This window comes from Streptomyces sannanensis (assembly GCF_039536205.1).
In the GTDB taxonomy this organism is placed as follows: domain Bacteria; phylum Actinomycetota; class Actinomycetes; order Streptomycetales; family Streptomycetaceae; genus Streptomyces; species Streptomyces sannanensis.
Genome location: NZ_BAAAYL010000001.1, coordinates 5,415,342 through 5,433,575, shown reverse-complemented (window position 1 = coordinate 5,433,575; position 18,234 = coordinate 5,415,342). Strand labels below are relative to the sequence as shown.

At 69.1% G+C, this 18,234-nt stretch carries 12 protein-coding genes; 2 read left to right on the top strand and 10 right to left on the bottom strand.

What is annotated here, in order from left to right; all coding sequences use genetic code 11:
* Positions 1-267: 267 nt before the first annotated feature.
* From ABD858_RS25340 to ABD858_RS25305, 8 genes are all read right to left on the bottom strand, one after another.
* Positions 268-1,767, bottom strand: coding sequence for an amino acid permease (locus ABD858_RS25340; RefSeq protein ID WP_345041621.1), 1,500 nt, complete (start codon positions 1,765-1,767; stop codon positions 268-270).
* Between the two features lie 315 nt (positions 1,768-2,082).
* Positions 2,083-3,996, bottom strand: coding sequence for a 1-deoxy-D-xylulose-5-phosphate synthase (gene dxs / locus ABD858_RS25335; protein ID WP_345041619.1), 1,914 nt, complete (start codon positions 3,994-3,996; stop codon positions 2,083-2,085).
* Positions 3,997-4,201: 205 nt separating this feature from the next.
* Complete coding sequence (locus ABD858_RS25330; protein ID WP_345041616.1) at positions 4,202-5,389, bottom strand: ROK family transcriptional regulator; 1,188 nt, start codon at positions 5,387-5,389, stop codon at positions 4,202-4,204.
* A 292-nt stretch (positions 5,390-5,681) separates the two neighbouring features.
* Complete coding sequence (locus ABD858_RS25325; protein ID WP_345041614.1) at positions 5,682-6,608, bottom strand: carbohydrate ABC transporter permease; 927 nt, start codon at positions 6,606-6,608, stop codon at positions 5,682-5,684.
* A 169-nt stretch (positions 6,609-6,777) separates the two neighbouring features.
* The gene (locus ABD858_RS25320; protein WP_345041612.1) at positions 6,778-7,701 is read right to left on the bottom strand and encodes a carbohydrate ABC transporter permease; all 924 of its coding nucleotides are present in this window, start codon (positions 7,699-7,701) and stop codon (positions 6,778-6,780) included.
* A gap of 56 nt (positions 7,702-7,757) precedes the next feature.
* Positions 7,758-9,203 carry an N-acetylglucosamine/diacetylchitobiose ABC transporter substrate-binding protein gene (gene ngcE / locus ABD858_RS25315; protein ID WP_345041609.1) on the bottom strand — a complete coding sequence of 482 codons (1,446 nt, stop codon included), beginning with the start codon at positions 9,201-9,203 and terminating at the stop codon, positions 7,758-7,760.
* A gap of 334 nt (positions 9,204-9,537) precedes the next feature.
* Complete coding sequence (gene ltrA, locus ABD858_RS25310) at positions 9,538-10,830, bottom strand: group II intron reverse transcriptase/maturase (protein WP_345035340.1); 1,293 nt, start codon at positions 10,828-10,830, stop codon at positions 9,538-9,540.
* A gap of 593 nt (positions 10,831-11,423) precedes the next feature.
* Positions 11,424-12,818, bottom strand: a complete 1,395-nt coding sequence (locus ABD858_RS25305; RefSeq protein ID WP_345041607.1) for an NAD(P)/FAD-dependent oxidoreductase — start codon at positions 12,816-12,818, stop codon at positions 11,424-11,426.
* Between the two features lie 170 nt (positions 12,819-12,988).
* Here ABD858_RS25305 and ABD858_RS25300 point away from each other — a divergent pair, with 170 nt between their 5' ends.
* Positions 12,989-13,117: a hotdog family protein gene (locus ABD858_RS25300; RefSeq protein WP_345041605.1), complete on the top strand. Its 129-nt coding sequence runs from the start codon at positions 12,989-12,991 to the stop codon at positions 13,115-13,117.
* A 53-nt stretch (positions 13,118-13,170) separates the two neighbouring features.
* On the opposite strand, the gene ABD858_RS25295 is transcribed toward ABD858_RS25300, so the two are convergent.
* Together ABD858_RS25295 and ABD858_RS25290 are read right to left on the bottom strand one after the other, a co-directional pair.
* Positions 13,171-13,953 (bottom strand): hypothetical protein, encoded by a 783-nt coding sequence (locus ABD858_RS25295; protein WP_345041602.1) that lies wholly within the window; start codon positions 13,951-13,953, stop codon positions 13,171-13,173.
* Positions 13,950-14,501, bottom strand: coding sequence for a SigE family RNA polymerase sigma factor (locus tag ABD858_RS25290; RefSeq protein ID WP_345041600.1), 552 nt, complete (start codon positions 14,499-14,501; stop codon positions 13,950-13,952). The genes ABD858_RS25295 and ABD858_RS25290 overlap by 4 nt, the downstream gene beginning before the upstream one ends.
* Positions 14,502-14,735: 234 nt before the next feature.
* Here ABD858_RS25290 and ABD858_RS25285 point away from each other — a divergent pair, with 234 nt between their 5' ends.
* Positions 14,736-18,197, top strand: a complete 3,462-nt coding sequence (locus tag ABD858_RS25285; protein WP_345041598.1) for a S8 family serine peptidase — start codon at positions 14,736-14,738, stop codon at positions 18,195-18,197.
* The last annotated feature ends 37 nt before the right edge of the window (positions 18,198-18,234 follow it).

The window sequence follows — 18,234 nt, the reverse complement described above, 5'->3', positions numbered from 1 at the left end:
AGCGGAAGGGGCCCTGGCGGCGAGCACCGCCTCCAGGGCCCCTTCTCCGAGCGCAGAATCCCGCCCTCACCCCGCACACAGGCGGTGAGCCTGCCGTCCTTGCCCCGGAGCGGTCACCGGCCCGCAGCCGGCCCTGTCGCCCGCGCGGCGGGCGCCTCCTGACGGGTACGGCCCGCCCGGTTCTGCGGACTGACCTCGGCGCCATTGCCGCCGCCACCCTCCCTGCAGTGCGTCGAGTTCCCCGTCCGGCCCTGGCATTCCGCCCGGTCAGCGCCGTCCGCCGGCAAGGCGGCTGTGGCTGCGCCCGTACAGGAAGTACACGACGAAGCCGATCACCATCCAGATCGCGAACCGCAGCCAGGTCTCGGTCGGCAGGTTGAGCATCAGCCAGACCGAGGCCGCGATGGACAGGACGGGGATCAGGGGCACCATCGGGGTGCGGAACGCGCGGGGCAGGTCGGGGCGGGTGCGGCGGAGGATGATCACGCCGAGCGCGACGACGACGAAGGCGAAGAGCGTACCGATGTTCACCAGCGTCGCCAGCTCGTTGATGCTGGTGAAGCCCGCGACGATCGCGATGACCACGCCGAGCAGGACGGTCGGCCGGTAGGGGGTGCCGAAGCGCGGGTGGGTGATGGAGAAGAAACGCGGCAGCAGTTCGTCGCGGCTCATCGCGAAGAACACGCGGGTCTGGCCGAGCAGCAGGATCATGCACACGGAGGTGAGGCCGATGGCCGCGCCGAAGCTGATGACACCGGCGTAGAAGGGGTGGCCGACGGCCTTGAACGCGTCGGCGAGCGGGGCGCTCACCGAGATCCGGGTGTAGTGCTCCATACCGGTGATGACGAGTGCCACGGCGACGTACAGCACGGTGCAGATGAAGAGCGAGCCGAGGATGCCGCGGGGCATGTCACGCTGCGGCACCTTGGTCTCCTCGGCCGCGGTCGCCACGACGTCGAAGCCGATGAAGGCGAAGAAGACGACGGACGCGGCGGTGAAGATGCCCATCACACCGAAGTTCGTGGGCTGATAACCGAACAGCAGCTGGATCAGCGGTTGGGCGAAGCCCGATTCGGTCGGCTGGAGCTGCTTCGGGGGGATGAAGGGCAAGTAGTTCTCGGCCTTGATGAAGAACAGGCCCGCGACGATCACGATCATCACCACGGTCACCTTGATGGAGACGATGATCGTCGTGATGCGCGCGGACAGCTTCACACCGATGACCAGGACCGCCGTCAGCACCAGAACCAGTGCGAAGGCGAGGATGTCGAAGACGCCTCCCGGCACGTCCACCCCCGACAGCACGGCCGGCAGGTGCAAGCCGACGTTGTCCAGCAGTGAGCGGACATAGCCGGACCAGCCGACGGCCACCACGGCGGTGCCCAGGGCGAATTCGAGCACCAGGTCCCAGCCGATGATCCAGGCGGGCAGCTCGCCGATCGAGGCGTACGAGAACGTGTACGCGGAGCCCGCCACCGGGACGGTGGAGGCGAACTCGGCGTAGCACAGGGCCGCGAGCGCGCAGACGATGCCCGCGACGATGAAGGCCAGGGACGTCGCGGGGCCCGCGTTCTCCTTGGCCACCTTCCCGGTGAGGACGAAGATGCCGGTGCCGATGATGACGCCCACACCGAAGACCGTGAGGTCCCAGGCCGAGAGGGATTTCCGCAGCCGGTGTTCCGGCTCCTCGGTGTCACGGATGGACTGCTCGACGGTCTTGGTCCGGAACACCCCCGATCTCCGTGGGGACTGCTGCTCTGTACTCACCGGCGTACCTCCGTACCCATCGGCCTAGGCCCTGCCCGGCCGATCATGCCGGGCTCACGACGCTCCCCCAGCTACCGCTGGGAGGTGCCCCCACCGCATGGACTCCCTCCTCCGCCTTGCGATGCACGGCACCACCGGGACACCAGCCGCTCTGCGGCGGGCGCTCCCTGATCCGATCTGATCGACCGGACAGGACCTAAGGCCATGATCGAGAGGGTGGGGCCGGGGCGCGCGCCGGAGAAGTGGTTTTCACACGAACGGGCCGGTCGGCCACCGATGAGGTGGTCCGACCGGCCCATCGCAGGTCACGCTGGATCAGTCGCGGGCGGGCTCCACGGCCTCGTCCTCGAAGCGGCCGTCGATCCTGGCGACCAGACCCGTCACCTGGCGGGCGATGTCCGGAGCGGTCAGCCCGATCTCGGCCATGACCTCCTTGCGGGAGGCGTGGTCGAGGAAGCGCGCCGGGATGCCGAAGTCGCGCAGCGGTACGTCGACACCGGCGTCGCGCAACGCCTGGGACACCGCGGAACCGACGCCGCCGACGCGGCTGTTGTCCTCGACGGTGACGACGACGCGGTGCTGCTCGGCGAGCGGGGCCAGCGCCTCGTCGACCGGCTTGACCCAGCGCGGGTCGACGACGGTCGACGAGATGCCCTGCTTGTCGAGCAGGTCGGCGATCTCCAGGCACATCGGGGCGAGCCCGCCGACCGAGACGAGGAGCACGTCCGGGCGGTCCGTACCGGCGCCGCGCAGGACGTCCATGCCGCCGATCCGGCCGACGGCGGGGACGGCCGGGCCGACCACGCCCTTCGAGTAGCGGACGACGGTCGGGGCGTCCTTCACGTCGACCGCTTCACGGAGCTGGGCACGCAGCTGCTCGGCGTCACGCGGGGCGGCGATCCGCAGGGTCGGTACGACCTGGAGGATCGACATGTCCCACATGCCGTTGTGCGAGGCACCGTCGTCACCCGTGACACCGGCCCTGTCGAGGACGAAGGTCACACCGCACTTGTGCAGGGCCACGTCCATCAGCACCTGGTCGAAGGCGCGGTTGAGGAAGGTGGCGTACACCGCGAAGACGGGGTGCAGCCCGCCGGTGGCGAGGCCCGCCGCGGAGACCGCGGCGTGCTGCTCGGCGATGCCGACGTCGTACACCCGGTCCGGGAAGGCGTCCGCGAACTTCTTCAGGCCCACGGGGTGGAGCATCGCCGCGGTGATCGCGACCACGTCCGGGCGGTCCCGGCCGATCTTGACCATCTCGTCGGCGAAGACGGAGGTCCAGCTGGCGGCCGCGGTCTTGATGGGCAGGCCGGTGTCGGGGTGGATCGGGCCGATGCCGTGGAAGCGGTCGGCCTCGTCCTGCTCGGCGTGCTTGTAGCCGCGGCCCTTCTCGGTGAGGCAGTGGACGATGACGGGGCCGTTGAAGCGCTTGGCACGCTGGAGGGCGGACTCCAGGGCGGCGATGTCGTGGCCGTCGATCGGGCCGACGTACTTCAGACCGAGGTCCTCGAACATGCCCTGCGGGGCGATGAAGTCCTTGAGGCCCTTCTTGGCGCCGTGCAGGGTCTCGTAGAGCGGCCTCCCGACGACCGGGGTGCGGTCGAGGATCTCCTTGCCGCGGGCCAGGAAGCGCTCGTAGCCGTCGGTCGTGCGGAGCGTGGCGAGGTGGTTGGCGAGGCCGCCGATGGTGGGCCCGTACGAACGCTCGTTGTCGTTGACGACGATGACGAGGGGCCGGTCCTTGGCGTCGGCGATGTTGTTCAGCGCCTCCCAGGCCATGCCGCCGGTGAGCGCGCCGTCACCGATGACCGCGACGACGTGGTCGTCCTTCTTCAGCACCTGGTTGGCCTTGGCCAGGCCGTCCGCCCAGCCGAGGACGGTGGAGGCGTGCGAGTTCTCGATGACGTCGTGCTCGGACTCGGCGCGCGACGGGTAGCCGGACAGGCCGCCCTTGGCGCGCAGCCTGCTGAAGTCCTGTCGGCCGGTGAGCAGTTTGTGCACGTACGACTGGTGCCCGGTGTCGAACAGCACCTTGTCCTTCGGCGATTCGAAGACCCGGTGCAGGGCGATGGTGAGCTCGACCACACCGAGGTTGGGGCCGAGGTGTCCACCGGTCTTGGAGACCGAGTCGACGAGGAACGTCCTGATCTCTGCGGCCAGCTGGTCCAGCTGCTCCGGGGTCAGCCCGTCGAGGTCGCGCGGTCCCGTGATACGGGTCAGCAAAGCCACCCGTGCCTCCTTGCCATTGAGCTGGTCGAGCCTTACCGGTCGGTCTGCCGAGTCTAATGTTCCGTCGGGAGCCGCAGTCATCGGGCTGTGTATTACGTGTCACCCGTGCGACTGACGTGCGTATGTGCCCGGCGTCGGTGACGATCACGTACTGTCCGGCGGATCCGGTCACCGGCCGCTGCCCCGACGCGTTCACCCGCGGTGCTCAGTCGCCCGCCGCCGGGGCGCTGCCCAGCAGCGTCGAGTCCCCCATCTCGTTCAGTACGAGCGCCAGCGCGCCCAGTACCTCCGCCCGCCCGCCGAGGGCCCCGGACAGTACGGAGAGCTGCCCGGCCGCGCTGGGGATGGCGTAACGCGTGACCGAGTCGCGGATCGGGCCCAGCACCAGCTCACCGGCCTCCGCCAGATCACCGCCGAGCACCACCCGACTGGGGTTGAGCAGATTGCAGAGGCTGGCGACGGCGCTGCCGATGTGCCGGCCGACGTCGGCGATCACTCGCCGGCAGCCGGGGTCGCCCTCGGCGGCCAGCCGGACCACGCGCTCCATGGTCAGATCCGGCCCGTGGCCGGCCTGCAGCAGCGGCAGTACGTACCGGGCGGCCGCGAAGGTCTCCAGACAGCCCCGGTTGCCACAGCGGCAGACCGGGCCCGACTCGTCCAGGGTGATGTGGCCGATCTCACCGGCCGTGCCGCCCGGGCCCCGGTAGATCCGGCCGTTGATCACGAGGCCGGCGCCGACGCCACTGGCCACCTTGATGTAGGCCAGGTCCTTCACACCTTTGCCGCTGCCCCACACCAGCTCGCCGAGGGCACCCAGATTGGCGTCGCTGTCGACGTACACCGGCACACGGAGGCGCTCGGACAGCTCGTCGGCGGGGCTGATGCCGGACCAGCCCGGAAGGATCGAGCCGGAGCCCAGCCGGCCGGTCTCGACATCGATCGGTCCCGGTACCCCGAGGCCGACCCCGATCACCTTGTCCCGGCCGATGCCGGTGGCCTCGATCAGCCGATTGACCAGGGCTTCCGCCCGGTCGAAGCCTTCGGCGGAGGAGCCGTCGACATCCAGCGGCTCGGCCTCCTCGACCAGTACCTCGTGGGCCAGATTGCCGACCGCCACCCTGAGGTGCGTATGGCCGAAGTCGACGCCGATGACGATGCCGGCGGAGCCGCTGAGCGAGACGCTGCGGGCCCGGCGGCCGCCTGCGGAGGTCGGGGTGACCTCGACGGTGCCGCCATCCTTCAGTTCCCGAACGATATTGGAGACCGTGGCTGCGGAAAGACCGGTGGTCCGGGCGATCTCCGCCTGAGTGAGCGAGCCCGCCATGCGCACCGCCCGCACGACCCGCTCGAGATTGGCCCGATGCAGAGATGTCTGCGACCCCGGAGTCTCCATCGACTCACCACTCCTACCCTGCGAGGCCGCGCCGATGAGGCCCCGACCGAGTCCAGCTGTCTCCAACATGTGAACTCTAAGCTCAGCCTCCCCCTGCGTCTCCCGTCAAGACCTTGAGTGACAAGACCGGCAGGGGCAGCCCGCCCCTCCGCGGGGGTCATTCTCCTTCGCCGCCCATGCCAGCCCAGGCCTATCAAGGTCAACAGTTTAATAAATGCGGCAAAATTGCCGCCGCGCCTAATTTTCCCAGGCCGCTTTCCCGGAATACCTTTTCCAGCGGCTGTTTCAGCCGTTATTTCAGCGCTCCCGCCGTGAGACCGGCCTGGACCTGGCGCTGGAAGATGAAATAGACGACCAGGACCGGCAGCATGGCCATCACCAGGCCCGCGAAGAGCCCCGACCAGTCGCCCTTGTACCCCTGACTGACGGCCAGCTCGACCAGGCCCTGGGAGAGCACCTTCTTGTCGGGATCGGTGTTGAGGACAGTGGGCAGCATGTACTGGTTCCACTGGCCGAGGAAGTTGAAGATGCCGACGCTGATCAGACCGGGCTTGGCCATGGGCAGCATGACCTGGAAGAAGGTCCTGGTGTGCGAGGCCCCGTCGATCAGGGCCGCCTCGGCCACCGAGGTCGGCAGCGTACGGAAGAAGGCCGTCAGGAAGAACACGGTGAACGGCAGCGAGTAGGCGATGTAGACGAGGACCAGGCCGTGCAGCGTGTTGAGCAGGGAGATGTTGTTCAGCACGTAGAACAGCGGCACCAGCGCCAGCATCACCGGGAAGCTCATCCCTCCGATGAAGAGGTAGTAGATGAAGCGGTTCCCGGGGAACTCGAAGCGCGCCAGGACGTACGCGGCCATGGAGCCGAACAGCAGTGTGCCGACGAGCGAGCCGCCCACCACCACGATGGTGTTCAGGAAGTAGTCGCTCATATGGGCTTCGGTCCAGGCCCGCGACCAGTTCTCGAAATGGAGCCTGTCGGGCAGCGCCCAGGGCGAGTTGAAGATTCCCGCGTCGGTCTTGAAGGAGGTCATGACCGCCCAGATCAGCGGCAGCACGACCATGAAGGCCCAGATGATCAGGATGCCGTGCGAGAAGACATTGAGGACCTGGCCCTCTCCCGACTTCCCGCGCGCCGCCGCGGCACCGGGCGCTTTCGCGACGGAGGGGCGGTTCTCGGCCGGCGTGGTGTCCGCGGTGGGGGTGTCAGTGGTCTTCACTCGGATCCACCTCGCGCTGTCATGCCGGCCGCTGCGACCGAGCCGTCTTTCCGTCGGGGGTCCGGGGATGTCTCCCGGGAAAGCACAGCCTGCCGGATGTCCGGGGGCGTCCCCCGGGAAAGCACAGCCTGCCGGATGTCCGGGGGGTGTCCTCCGGGAAAGCGCAGCATCAGAACTCCAGCCGCTCGCGTCGGCCCACCCGCATCACGACGGCCGCGAAGGCCAGGGTGACGACGAGGAGGGCGACACCGATCGTGGTCGCGTAGCCCGCCTGACCGTCGCGGAATGCCGCCTGGTAGACGTACAGCGGCAGAACGGTCGTCGAGTAGTCGGGGCCGCCCGGCCCCACGGTCATGATCTGCACCACCGCGAAGGATTCCGCGCCCAGCGCCAGGATTCCCATGTACACCCAGCCGGACTGCACGGTGTCCCAGAGCAGCGGCAGGGTGATCCGGAAGAAGGTGGTGAACCTGCCGGCGCCGTCCAGGAGCGCCGCCTCGTAGAAGTCCTTCGGGATCGAGGCCATACCGGCAGAGAACAGCACCACGAAGAATCCGACCGTGCTCCAGACCAGGACGGCCATCACGCACCACAGGGCGAGACCGGGATCGCCCAGCCATTCGGGCTGGACGCCGTCGAGGCCGACGGCCTTGAGCGCTCCGTTGATCGCCCCGTCGTTCGGGTTGTACGCGAACTGGAACAGCAGGGCGACGATCGCGATCGACAGCACCTGCGGAAAGAAATAGGCGATCTTGTAGAAGGACGAGCCTCGCACTCCGGCGATGGCCGCGCCCCTGCGGCGCCGTCCGCCGACATTGAGCATGAAGGCGAAGAACAGCGCCAGGCCGAGCGTCACCAGCGGCAGCAGCAGCGCGAACAGCAGGCTGTGCTGCAGGGACTTCCAGAAGACGTCATCGTCCAGCATCCGGGCGTAGTTATCGAAGCCGGTCATCCTGAAGTCGGGGCTCAGGCCGGTCCAGTCCGTGAACGAGTAGTAGATGGACTGGATGAACGGCCATATGACGAAGAGCGCGTACAACGCCAGAGGAGCCGCCAAGAACCCCACGATGAACCGGTATTTGCCGTGCTGCATGGTTTACCGACCCCGATCTTCCCGCGAGTGCCACAGCTGGTGACGCACCGTCACTTCTACTGGTGCTTGTAGTGCTTGATGTTGGGGTCCTTGGCCGCCGCGTCGGCGAAGCCCTGGATCTTCTTGATCGCCTCGGCCGGGGTGAGCCGGCCCGCCATCATCTCGCCCAGACCCGCGACGCCGATCTGCTCCTTCTGCAGCTTCACGTACCAGTCCTGCAGGCGGGGGTTCACCACGTTGTCCCCGGCCTTCTTCAGCGCGTCGACGCCGGCCTGGAGACCGGCGGTCAGGGTGAGGCCGTCGGTGCCGCCGTTGAGGGCGGTCAGGGACTTCACCGAGTCGGTGAAGTTCTTCGAGGATGCCTCGCTGAGCATGATGCGCAGCTGCTCCATGCCTCCCTGCACGTTCTTCGCCTTGGCCGGGACGATGAAGGGCTCGCCGCCGGAGGCCCAGATGGTGCCGAACGGCATCTTGTCGGAGGCGTCCAGGCTCGAGGGGGCGCTGACGGCCATCTTGAAGTCCGCCGGAGTCGTCTTCGCGGCCTCGTTCTCCACCCAGGAACCGTTCGGGATGAAGAGCGCCTTGCCCTGCGTCCAGGCCGTCTGCGACTGGATGTGGTCGATGCCGGGCGTGCCCTTGAGGATGTAGCCCTTCTTGTAGAGCTCGTAGTACGCCTCGAAGGCCGCCTTGACCGCCGGGTGCTTCCAGGCGTTGGGCTCCAGGTTGTCGATCGCGTCGAGGACCTCGCGGCCGCCGATCTTGGCGATGAACGGATAGAGCGAGAACGGCAGGTAGTAGGGGTACTTGCCGGCGTAGGTCCAGCCGGCGATGCCCTTCTTCTTCGCCTTCTCGCACAGGGCGAGCATCTCGTCCCAGGTCTCGGGGTACGTGGCGTCGAGCTTCTCGAGCGCGGTCTGCGAGTACCACACGCCGTACACGGTGTAGGCGTAGTACAGGATCCACACCGGCTGACCGTCGAACTGTCCCATCTCCACGATGCCGGGGCGCAGGGTGTCGCGGACCTTCTTGTTCGGGTCGTCGATGGACGGGGCGTCCAGCAGCGGGGTGAGGTCGGCCAGCTGGTTCTTGCCGACCAGGACACCCATGTCCATCTGCTGCGCACCGGAGTTGTCGATGAGGTCCGGCGGGTTGCCGCCGTTGAACCGCGGCTGGAGGACGGACTGGATCTTCTGGGTCTTGGAGAACTTGACGGTGGCGTTCGGGAAGTTCTTCTTGTAGACGGCGCTGGCGTCCTCGGCGTACTTCGTGCCGAAACCGCCGTCGAAGATGACGACCTCGAGCGGTGCCGACTCGTTGACGGCCAACGGGTTCGTGGCGGTCTTCTTGCCCTTTTCGACCTTCTCGTCGCTGCCGCTGTCGCCGCTGGCGCAGGCGGACAGGAAACTCATCGTCGGGACGGAGATCAGGCCGAGCGCAGCGGAACGCTTGATCAGATCGCGACGGCCGAGGCCCTCATTGTTGTGGGCGGAGGTGGATCCCATGCTCAAGTCCTCGCCTTCTCCAGGACTCAGGCGGTGTACCGGTCGCCCGTACGCATTCGCCTGAAGGCGAAGGGCCCCGCCACCGCGGTCAGTGAAGCTGGGTCGTGCAGGGTTGTCTACCGGCTGTGCGGACGCCGACAGGTATAGTCCACTTCACATCAACTGAGCAAGATCGGGTGCAGGGTTGGGCGGCAGTCTTTCCCGAGTTGAGACCTCCCGGCGCGTCGTCCGGCTCCAATCCGCGGGCGCGGACCGGGAAATCGAGTAGGAGGGACGGGTCGCCCGTCCCTCCTCTCACACCACCGGACATGCGGGCCACGCATCCGGCGGTTCATCAAGCTGATCTCAACCGTTGCCAGGTCGGCTTGAGCATGCGCAGGCCGAGGTCGTCCCAGTGAGAGTTGGGCATCGCCCGCTGAAGGACAGCCGATCCCGCGATCCGCCAGTAACCCTTGCCGCTGCCCGCCCATTCGCGGGCCTTCCACTCGGCGATGCCGAGCTCGCGGAGGTTCCTGAACCGGGCCTTGGGGAGCTTCCATTCCTTCCAGCGGATCTGCCGCATCCTGCGGCGGAACCACTCGTCCAGCTCCCTGAACACCTTCGGGGTGTCCGCTAGCTGGAAGTAGCCCATCCATCCGGTGGTGAAGCGGTTGATCTTCGCGATGCGTTCATCCATCGCGATGCTCCACCGGCGCGAGGTCAACTCCCGCAGCCGGTCCTTCAGGCGCTTGACCGCCTTCGGATCGACCCGGATCCTGACCCCGGCCCGGGTGAAGTAGAAGCCGAACCCCAGCAGCACCGCCGAGCGGGCGTGGCCCACCTTCGACTTCTCCCGGTTGACCATCAGTTTCAGCCGCTGCTCGACCACGGCCGTGACCGAGGCGAGCACCCTTCTGGCGGCTCGTTCGCTCCGCACGAAGACGCGCACGTCGTCGGCGTAGCGCACGAACCGGTGACCGCGCCTGAACAGTTCCCGGTCCAGGTCGTCGAGCATGATGTTCGACAGCACCGGCGACAGCGGGGACCCCTGCGGGGTCCCCTCTTCGCTCGGCATCTTGATGCCGTCCACCATGATCCCGGCTTCCAAATACCTGCGGACCAGTCTCAAGACCCTGCGGTCAGCGACCTTGCGCGCGACCCGCGCCATCAGGACGTCATGCTGGACCCGGTCGAAGAACCGGTCCAGATCAAGGTCCACGACCCACCGGTAGCCGTCCTCGATCGCCCGCCGCGCGACCCGGACCGCCTGATGGGCGGACCGGCCGGGACGGAATCCGAAGGACGACCCCGAGAACTGCGGGTCGAAGATGGGCACGAGTACTTGCGCGATGGCCTGCTGGATCAAGCGGTCCAGCACCCGCGGCACCCCCAGCATCCGCTCGCCGCCACCAGGCTTCGGGATGATCACCTGACGGACCGGCGCCGGCCGGTAGATGCCCGCGTCGAGTTCGGCCCTCACTTCAGGCCAGTGCACTGCGATCCACGGCCGCAACTCAGCCGTAGTCATGCCATCCACTCCGGGTGCACCCCGGTTCACTTCGACGCGGTTGAGCGCCGCGAGCAGGTTCTCCCTGGAGAGCATCCGCTCCCACAGCGAGGACTCCCGCTCCCGGTGAACGTCCTCCATGGAGTGCGCCGACCGGCCACTACGCTCCGCCGGGACACTTCCGGAATGCACCGGTCCCTCCCCGGTCGGCACCGCCGAAGCGGACTTGCCGCGGTCCATGTGACCAGCACGAGCAACCACCACATCACCCGTTCCACTCGATGTTCGGCCCTTCCCAGCCCATCACCAGGCGACGGCCATCCCGGCTGGTACTACGGCCTCTGCTGACTTCTGCCCGGTCAGAGTCGGCCTCCCGGCCCACTCCGTCGGCGCGGCGACACCTCAGCACAACCGACACCCGAACAGATCTCCCCAGGTAAGAACGATCACTGTCCCTGGATCTCCGCCGCGTTTACGCACTGGCCTTCTTGGCAGTGACGGGCTTCGCCTTGCCATGCAGGCTCACCCGACCAGCACGCCTCATACACGGTTCGTGTTCCTCGGTACCCAGGTCTCGCCTCGGGCTTCCTCCAGACCCCACCTCACGGTGACGCCCTTGCCTCCGGCTCGGGGTTAGCACCACCTCTTCCCCCAGGGGACTTTCACCCCCAAGCAATCGCCCATGCTGGGCGCACATGACAAAGGCCGGTCCGCCTGCGCGGACCGGCCTTCGCTCAGCTGTCGAAGCCGAGGCCGAAGCGGTCGAGGGTTCTGAGCCAGAGATTGCGGCGGCCCTCGTTCTCGTCCGCGCGGGCGAGGGACCACTTGGTGATGCCGATCCCCGCCGAACGGAAGGGCTCCGGCGGGAAGGGCAGCGGCTTGCGGCGGACCATCTCGAGCGCGGTGCGCTCCGTGCGCTCACCGGCCAGGAGGTCGAGCATCACCTCCGCCGCGAACCGGGTGGCACCCACACCGAGGCCGGTGAAGCCGGCCGCGTAGGCGGTCCTGCCGTGGTGGCTGGTGTCGAAGAAGGCACAGAAGCGGGTGGAGGTGTCGATGGCGCCGCCCCAGGCATGGCTGAATCGCACGCCCTCCAGCTGCGGGAAGGTCCGGAAGAAGTGCCCGGCCAAGGTGGCGAAGGTCTGCGGCCGCTGGTCGTGTTCGGCGCGCACCCGGCCCCGGTAGTGGTACACGGCGTCGTAGCCGCCCCACAGGATGCGGTTGTCGGCGGAGAGCCGCACGTAGTGGAACTGGTTGGTGCTGTCCGCGAACCCCGGGCGGTTGCGCCAGCCGACCGAGGCGAGCTGCTCGTCCGTCAGCGGTTCGGTCATCAGCGCGTAGTCGTACACCGGGACCGTGTACGGGCGATGACGCCGGATCAGGGAGGGGAAGACATTGGTGGCCAGGGCGACATGGCGCGCACCGACTCGTCCGTAGGGGGTGCGGACGGTGATCCCCGGACCGGCCTCGGTGATCGAGGTGGCAGGGGTGTGCTCGTAAAGGCGCACTCCCATGTCCAGGCACGCCTGCTTGAGGCCCCAGGCGAGCCGGGCCGGGTTGAGCATCGCGACGCCGTCCTTGTCCCAGACGCCGCCGAGGAAGGTGGGCGAGTCGATCTCCGCCCGGACCTGGCCGGCGTCCAGGACCGTCAGCTCGCTGCCGTAGCGGGCGGCGACTTCGGCCGTCTCCTTCAGGTCCGGCAGCTGGTACGGCTCGGTCGCCACGACGATGGAGCCGGTGCGCTCCCAGTCGCAGTCGATGCCGTATCGCTTGACGGCGTCCTCGATGGCCTGGAGGTTCTCCCGGCCGAGCCGCTCCAGCCGGTCGAGCTCGTCCGGCCAGCGCGCCAGGCCGTTGTGCAGGCCGTGGGTGAGGCTGGACTCGCAGAAGCCGCCGTTGCGGCCGGAGGCGGCCCAGCCGATCTCCTCGCCCTCCACCAGGACGACATCGAGCGAGGGGTCGCGCTCCTTGGCGATGAGCGCGGTCCACAGCCCGGTGTAGCCGCCGCCGACCACGAGCAGGTCGCAGCGGGTGTCCCCGACCAGGGCCGAGGCGGCGTCCGGACGGCCGGGGTCGTCCAGCCAGAACGGAGTGGGGCGGGCGTCCTGGAGCGCGCGGACGGGATCCATGAGGGACTCCTTGTAGGCATGAGGGCTGGCCTCCGGTTCCTGCCATCAGACCGCCGCACGCAGCACAACGTCAATAGCGTTGACATAAGGCCCCGGGGGTCGCGCTGCCATGGAACACCTCGAGGTGGCCTTCCAGCCTCAGCCCCTCTATCAGGGCCGCCACATCGACCTTGCCGGGGCCCCCACGGGCCGCTCTGCAGCGGGGCGGTGTGGAGGTCGTCGTCGACTTCACCGTGGAGATCGACGGCTCGGCCAAGCCGGCGTGCGTCGCCCAGGCGGTGTACCGCTTCTCCGCCTGACCGTACTCGGAGCAGAAGGGGGCGGCTGCTCGCAGCAGCCGCCCCCCGGCCGGTCAGAACCGCCAGACCGGGCTGTTCGCGATGGCCAGCAGCGCGTCGGCGTCCAGCGGCGGCTGCGTCGTCGGCCGCTTCGCCCACTGCTGAAGGGCCATGCTCCGGCCGTCCTTGCGCTCCACCCGTACGTACTGGGACTCACTGCCGTCGACGGGGTCCCGCAGTGTCACCGATTCCGCACGTGCGCCGTCGGCGAGTTCGACCGTCTCGCAGTCCTCCCTCGGCATGACGTCCTGCGGCGTCGTCCCGTCCCTGTGCGTGATCTTCGGCAGCGGGATCTTCGCGCAGAACGGCACGTCCGCGGACTTGTCCGTGTACCCGACGCTGCCGGTGAACTCGAGCTCGCCGCTTCCGTTGTCCCATGTCACACGGAAGGTCCGGCCCTTGAAGTCACCGTCCTGAGTGGTCGTCCGGCCCTCGGGGAGCAGTGTGACGAGGGTGTCGGCAAGCCGCTTGCTGCTCCAGCGTGTCGTGTGCTCGGTCCCCGAAGTGAAGCTGTCGGGCCGCAGCGGGCGAGGAGCGTCGGTGCCGACACCGGCCGGCATCAGCGGGCCGACGAGCAGGTCGGGGGCGGACCCGCTCGTGGCCGGGCCGGCACCGGGTGCGACCAGGGCCAGTACGGCCACCGCCGCCGCGGAGGTGACGCCCGCGCCGGTGAGCGCGAGACGTCGCCGGGTCCTGACGCGCCGTCCGGCCGCGACCACGGTGTCCACGGTGGTCCGTACCGGTGGCTCCTCGCCGATCCCGGCCTCCAGCAGATTCCTGACGTTCTGGTTGCTCATGACAGAGTGACCTTCTCTCGGGTGTGGTGGATGGACTGGGCGAGCGTCCCGAGTGCGTCGGGACTGTGCTCGTCGCCCAGGAGGGCCCGCAGACGGGTCAGTGCCCGCGCGGTGTGGCTCTTCACGGTGCCGATGGAGCAGCCCATGGCCGCGGCCGTCGCGGCGATGTCCAGGTCGGCCCAGTAGCGCAGGACCACCACGGCACGCTGGCGCGCCGGCAGGCCGTCCAGTGCCGCGCGAACCTGGAGCGCGAGTGCCAGGTCCGCGCCGGGCTCGGCGTGGTCGGGAAGCTCCGGGGCGGGGTGCTCCCGCCGCCAGCGCCGTCGTGTGTGGTCGATGCAGGCCCGGGTCAGCACGCGGTGGGCGTACGCCTCCAGGTTCTGTATCCGCCGCCGACGCCCCCACACGGAGTACAGCTTCGTCAGTGCCGTCTGTGTGATGTCCTCGGCGTGGTGCCAGTCACCGCACATCAGGAATGCGGTGCGCCGCAGATGCGGCAACCGCTCCTCGGCGAAACCACGGAAATCCTCCAGGTCCCCAGTACGCAACACATGCCCTCCGTTCGTCTCTGACCACACCGACGGAGGGGACCGGCCGGAGGGATGTCACGGATCGCCGGAAACTTTTCGCGGAAATTCCCCGGCGTCCGCTGACATCCTCAGGGCCGCGCAACGCCGTCATCCGGTCGAAGGCATGTAAGCAAGCGGCCCCGCGCCCCCGCCTGTTGGTTGCCGACGGGTGGCGGAGTGGTGCGCGGGGACCGCGTCATCGAGAGGATGCGTATGCAAGGCATACGTGCGTCGGGCCTGTTGAGTGCCGCCGTGCTGGGCGCTCTGGTGGTCGGTACGACGCTCGCCCCGCCCGCCGGTGCGCCGCTGCCCGGCGGGGTCACCCCCGCGGCGGCGGCCACGGCGGTCGGGACAGGACGCGTGGTGAAGGTCACGCTCATCACGGGGGATCAGGTCACGGTCCGGGTCGGCGCGGGGAACGCGGTGTCCGTGATGTCGGTGCGGCCCGGCCCCGGGCGCGAGGACATGCTGTTCTCCCAGCGCAGATCCGGCAATTCGGTGTCTCTGGTGCCGCAGGACGCGGAGGGTCCGCTGCGAGCGGGACTGCTGGACGCGCGGCTGTTCGACATCAAGGGACTCGTCGCGCAGAAATACGACGACGCGCACAGCGACCGGCTGCCGTTGATCGTCACCTACGACACATCCGTGGGCAAGAACTCCGTTCCCGCCGCACCTGACGGCGCCCGTAAGGTGCGGGCGCTGAAGAGCGTTCACGGCTCCGCGCTGCGAGCGGACAAGAAACGGCTGTCCCGTGTGTGGCGGCAGCTGGGTCCCGCCGCCGCGGCGAAGCGCAAGCCGACGGCGGCACTGGCTCCCGGTGTGGCCAAGGTCTGGCTCGACGGCAGGGTCAAGACCACCCTGGACCGCAGCACGGCCCAGATCGGGGCGCCTCAGGCGTGGAAATCCGGCTGGACGGGAAAGGGCGTGAAGGTCGCGGTGCTGGACACCGGGATCGACGCCACGCACCCCGATTTCGCCGGCTCGATCGGTGAGTCCTCGGACTTCACGGAGGACGGCGGTGCCAGCGGCAGCGGCGCTCCGGACCGTGAGGGCCATGGCACGCATGTGGCCTCCACGATCGCCGGGGACGGCGCCGCGTCCGGCGGCCGCTTGCGGGGCGTGGCGCCCGATGCCGAACTCCTCGTGGGCAAGGTGCTGAACGACGACGGCGAGGGCCAGGAGTCGTGGGTGCTGCAGGGCATGGAGTGGGCGGCGGCGCGGGCCACCGTCGTCAACATGAGCCTGGGCAGTGGGCCAAGCGACGGAACCGACCCGCTCTCGCAGGCAGTCGACAGCCTCTCCGCGCAGTACGGCACGCTGTTCGTGGCCGCGGCGGGCAACTACGGCGGCGCCGGTACGGTCGCCGCGCCCGGTACGGCCGATGCCGCGCTGACCGTGGGTGCCGTCGGTCGTGACGACGCGCTGGCCTACTTCTCGAGCCAGGGTCCCCGGGAGGGCGGGCACGTGGTGAAGCCCGATGTGACCGCCCCGGGTGTGGACATCGTCGCGGCGCGCGCCGCCGGCACCTCCACCGGCACTCCGGCCGGGGAGCGTTACACCGCCCTGTCGGGCACGTCGATGGCCGCGCCGCACGTGGCGGGCGCCGCCGCACTGCTCGCCCAGGAACACCCCGACTGGGACGGTGCGCGGCTCAAGGCCGCGCTGATGTCCTCCGCGAAGCCGGTCGCCGGGCAGGGGGCCTACCAGCAGGGGTCCGGACGTGTGGACGTGGCCCGTGCCATCTCCCAGAACGTATGGGCCACCGCCGAGGACACCGGGGTGTACTTCGCCGACCCGAAGGCCACCACGCCGGTCACCCGTACCGTCACGTACCACAACGCCGGTACGGCCGACGTCGTGCTCACCGTGACCGCCGCCGCCACCGACCGGTCCGGGACCGCGGCACCGGCAGGGCTGTTCACCGTCTCGCCGGGCACCGTGACCGTCCCGGCCGGGGGAACGGCACGGGCGACCGTCACCGTCGACCCCGGCACCGCGGCGGCCGGCACCTCCTTCAGCGGACGGCTGACCGCGACCGCCGAGGGCGGCGTCGCGGTGACCGGCCCCGCGTTCGCCGTCACCAAGGAAGCCGTGTACCACCAGGTCGTGGTCAAGGCCGTCGACCGCAACGGAGCGCCGCTCCAGCCCGGTTCCCGCGGGGACTACGTCCGGTCCTCGGTGTCGCTGACGAACCTGTCGACCGGTGAGTCGTTCGACCTCACCTTCACCGACGGCACGGCCACGGCCCGCGTGCCCGAAGGCCGCTACAACCTCGGCGGGTATGTGGCCACCCCGGAGACCGCCGGGGCCCCGCGGACAGCGACCATGTTCCTCCAGCCGGAACTGGACATCCGTCAGGACACCGAGCGCACGGTGGACGCCCGGGACGGCAAGGAGATCAGCGTCGTCGTCCCCGGCTCCGGGGCACAGCCGTACTCCCTGTCGGCCGGCTACTGCTACAGCGCCGCAGCGGGAGGGGAGTGCGCGGACGGGTATCTCGTGACGGGCCGGCCCGGGAGGCTCTTCGCCGTGCCGGGCGGTCAGGTGTCCCACGGCGTACTGGACTTCGTCGTCCGCAACACCCAGAACGGCACGACGGCCACGAACGGACAACTGCCCGACCACTACGACCTGCTGGTCCGCACAACGGGCTCTCTTCCCGACCCCTCCTTCCGCGTGGCCCGCGAGGACCTCGCGGTGATCAAGAACGTGTACCACGCACAGGGACCTGGTACGGCGGGCGAGGCGGGCGGCTACGCCACCGAGGACGGTCTGGGGGCATTCAGCATCGTGGAGCCGGACTTCGCCCTGCCCGCGGCACGCACCGAATACGTGACGGTGCGCGGCCAGTACCGGGAGGCGTACTTCGGCATGGGAGAAGGTACGGGCGGCGAGATCTCTCCGAAGCCCGTTACCCAGACCGGCGTCGTCACCTGCGCGGCCGGCCGCACCTGCGTGGACCGGTGGAACGCGGCCGTCATCGGCCCGGCTCTGGTGCCGCTCAGGGGCGGCGTGCCGCCGATGGGTCGCAGCAGCGACGGCACCATGAGCGTGGAACCGCAGTTGTTCAGCGACGCGGCCCCGAACCACTACGGAACGCCGCTGCCGCACCGGCAGCAGGACACGGTGCGTATCACCCTGTCGCGGGACGGGCAGGAGGTCGGGTCGAGTGACCGTTGGCCGGCGGCCGCGTTCGTCGTACCCGACGACGAGGCCGCCTACCGGCTGACCGCGCGGGCCACCCGCGACGAACCGGGGGCGTCGCTTTCCACCACGGTGGAGACGGCCTGGACGTTCCGCTCCGCCGCTGTCACACCGGGCCCGGGCGGCACGGCGCGCACCGCCGCGCTGCCGCTCTCGGTGGTGCGCTTCACCGCCCCCGTCAATGTCGACAACGAGGCGCCCCGCACCCGGCACACCCTGGTCACCCGCGTGGACCGGCAGCCGGGCGCACCCGCGGCCAAGACGGAACGCCTCACGGTCAAGGTGTCCTTCGACGACGGCGCGACATGGCAGAACGCCAAGGTCTCCGCGGCCGACGGCGGCGCGTACCGCGTCACGGTCGACCCGCCCGCCGGCGCCGGCCCCTTCGTCTCCCTGAAGGCGACGGCACAGGACACCGACGGCGGCACGGTGGAGCAGACCGTCCTGCGCGCGTACCGCCTGGCGTCGTAACCGCGGCGCACCGGCCGGGGTGACGGGCCGGAAGCCT